Genomic DNA, 2,730 nt, shown 5'->3' with positions numbered 1-2,730 from the left:
GAGCCGTATGATGGGAGACTATCACGTACGGTTCTGTGAGAGGCTCGGGGCGAAATTCCCCTTGCCTACTCGACACTCACCGTTGTAGGGCATTACAAAAAACACTGATTATTTAATGAAACACCTTTTAGTGAAATTTTTCTCCCAGTACAAATCTTTGTCAGAAGAAGATATAAAGATTATTGAGGATAATGCAATAATTCGCAAGTACCAAAAGGGAGCTATTTTGCTTAAAGAAGGTCAGTATGCTAAAGAAAGCTATCTCGTACTTAAAGGATGTATTCGTAGTTATTATATTATTGATGGTGAGGAAAAAAACACCGACTTCTTTTTAGAATACGACCCATTAGTTCCAATTAGCTACATAAAAAATCAACCCTCTAAATACTTTATAGAGTGCCTTGAAGACTGTGTACTCTCAATTGGTAAGACGGAACGAACTGAAAAGCTTTTACTTTCATACCCAAACTTTATTCCGTTGTACAGAAAGATTAGTGACGATTATTCAACTAACCAATTAATCTCAACAGATAAGTATCGCAACCTTAGTCCTGAAGAGCATTATTTAGAAATTAGAAAATTGAAGCCCGAATTATTGGAACGTATTCCGCAATACCAATTGGCAAGCTACTTGGGAATTAAACCCCAATCTTTGAGCAGAATAAGAAAACGTCTTATCCACCAAAAATAATTACTTGGCCACCGAAGTTAACCTAGGTGAATGAATTCCATTTTAGGGAAGAATAGTTTTGTAGCTCACTAAAAGTATAATTAATATGAGAACAAAACTCTCTTTCCTATGGGTGTATGTTTTAATGAATATCATAATTAAAGATATACACGACCTATTCAGACCCGGTTTACTAGAAGAAATGCAAAACGGAATAGTAAATGGCAATACCATCACTGAAGAACTTATGCTAATTGGAGGTATCCTACTTGAGCTTCCTATTTTGATGATTGTACTTTCTCAGTTTTTGCCACATAACCCTAATAAGTGGTTAAATGTTTGTGTAGCCACTTTATCTATTCTTACTCTATTTATGAATTTACCCAAAGATTTAGATGATGTTTTTTTTCTAATTACTACTGCAATAGGGTTATTGACAATCATAGTTTTTGCTTTAAAGCATAAGGAAACCTCAAATATTGACAAATAAAGACTTCTATGGGGAATTTAAAGAACAAAACAGGGCTAATAACAGGAGCTACAAGTGGAATTGGATTAGCTTCAGCAAAAGCTCTAGCCAAAATGGGAGCAGAACTATATTTGGTTGGTCGCAATGGTCAAAAAGGAAAAAAAGTCGTACAAGAAATTAAATCAGAGACAGGTAATCAAAATATTCATCTAATCATTGGAGACCTATCATCATTAATGGACGTTACCAAAGTAGCTCACTCATTTTTGAGCTACAATAAACCTTTACACATTCTTTTAAATAATGCAGGTATTTACAATACTTCTAGAAAACTCTCTAAAGATGGATATGAGGAAATGTTTGCTGTTAACCACCTTTCTCATTTCTTATTAACCAATTTATTGTTGGAGCGAATAAAATCGAGTGGCTCTGCACGAATTGTAAACGTAGCATCAGGTGCACACATACTTGTTAAGAAAATAAATTTTGAAGATTTAAATTTCGATAATGGCTTTAAATCGTTGAAAGTTTACAGTCATTCAAAACTTGCAAACGTTCTTTTTACTTGCGAACTAGCTAACCGTCTCAAGGAAAGTAATGTAACTGTTAATTCTGTTGACCCAGGAGAAGTAGGCACTAACTTGGGTTCTCAAAATGGTTTATTTGGTAAAATAGTTTCCCCTCTTATGAAGTTGTTTTTACAAACATCTGAAAAAGGAGCAAAAACATCCATCTATATGTGTTCCTCAACAGAGGTTGAAGGGATATCAGGTAAGAATTTCAGAAATTGCAAAGAGAAATCACCTAAACCTTGGGCAACTAATGCAGAGACCGCAAAAAAGCTTTGGGATATTAGCGAAAGATTAATTCACTCTTCAATCAAAACGCCCTACAACAATGTATAAAAAAAATAGGGCAGATAGTGCTTAAACAAAGGCTTGGTCTCATCTACAAGGTCGCCATATTTTTAATTTGTATTTTGACAACAAGAAAATTAGAAATATGGCTTCGTGCTAAACCGAAAGTTTATCGCTTATTTACTGCCCTACTTTTCTTATACTAACCGTTGTGCACAAGCCGAAAAACATGACGCTGAACAAAAAACAGATTATCGAAATTGCCGAACTGCTGGACAGCGGAATGATCTGTTTTTACCATCGGCCAACTGGGACAATTGATTCCCATCCTGACCCAAACGACCCATATTTCGATCCTCAACCTTGGCAAGACATCATCGACAAAATTGAGAACGACTGGGACAATTATGAACGTTTTGAAAAAATGGAATCGTTTGAAAGTTATCGCGTGATGGAAAATTTTGCTTATTCATTATCAGATGAGAGTTTTAAGGACAGAATTCTGAACGCAATCTCGAAACGAAAACCCTTTCAAAACTTTAAGAATTTGATAGACTACTCTGACTATAGACAGAATTGGTTTGACTTTAAAAACAAAGCGTATATTGACTTTGTGAAACGACAAGTTGAAATAAAAGAAAAATAAAAAGCCAGTGCACAATAACTAAGCATTCTGATGGCTGGAACAGCCTAGTCTGAATGCAGTGTTGAACGAAGTGATGTTGGGAATTAGG

The 2,730-nt window shown here is 35.2% G+C and carries 4 protein-coding genes; all 4 read left to right on the top strand.

The features are described from left to right. Positions 1-115: 115 nt before the first annotated feature. Positions 116-691, top strand: coding sequence for a Crp/Fnr family transcriptional regulator (locus Q4534_RS23985; RefSeq protein WP_303615697.1), 576 nt, complete (start codon positions 116-118; stop codon positions 689-691). An 85-nt stretch (positions 692-776) separates the two neighbouring features. Then, positions 777-1,160 (top strand): DUF6326 family protein, encoded by a 384-nt coding sequence (locus Q4534_RS23980; RefSeq protein WP_303615696.1) that lies wholly within the window; start codon positions 777-779, stop codon positions 1,158-1,160. An 8-nt stretch (positions 1,161-1,168) separates the two neighbouring features. Then, entirely contained in the window at positions 1,169-2,044 is an 876-nt protein-coding gene (locus tag Q4534_RS23975; RefSeq protein WP_303615695.1) for an SDR family oxidoreductase, read from the top strand. 181 nt (positions 2,045-2,225) lie between these two features. Then, a complete protein-coding gene (locus Q4534_RS23970) occupies positions 2,226-2,642 on the top strand; it encodes a UPF0158 family protein (protein WP_303615694.1) in 417 nt (138 codons plus the stop codon). Positions 2,643-2,730 lie beyond the last annotated feature (88 nt).

The organism is Cyclobacterium sp. 1_MG-2023 (assembly GCF_030546805.1).
Lineage (GTDB): Bacteria > Bacteroidota > Bacteroidia > Cytophagales > Cyclobacteriaceae > Cyclobacterium.
The sequence above is the reverse complement of the archived record's forward strand: the minus strand, read 5'-3'. Positions and strand labels throughout refer to the sequence as shown.

What these genes read in the sequence shown, in the direction of transcription:
- Q4534_RS23985 (WP_303615697.1), top strand. Translation starts at nt 116, where the DNA reads ATGAAACACCTTTTAGTGAAATTTTTCTCCCAGTACAAATCTTTGTCA.
- Q4534_RS23970 (WP_303615694.1), top strand. Translation starts at nt 2,226, where the DNA reads ATGACGCTGAACAAAAAACAGATTATCGAAATTGCCGAACTGCTGGAC.
- Q4534_RS23980 (WP_303615696.1), top strand. Translation starts at nt 777, where the DNA reads ATGAGAACAAAACTCTCTTTCCTATGGGTGTATGTTTTAATGAATATC.
- Q4534_RS23975 (WP_303615695.1), top strand. Translation starts at nt 1,169, where the DNA reads ATGGGGAATTTAAAGAACAAAACAGGGCTAATAACAGGAGCTACAAGT.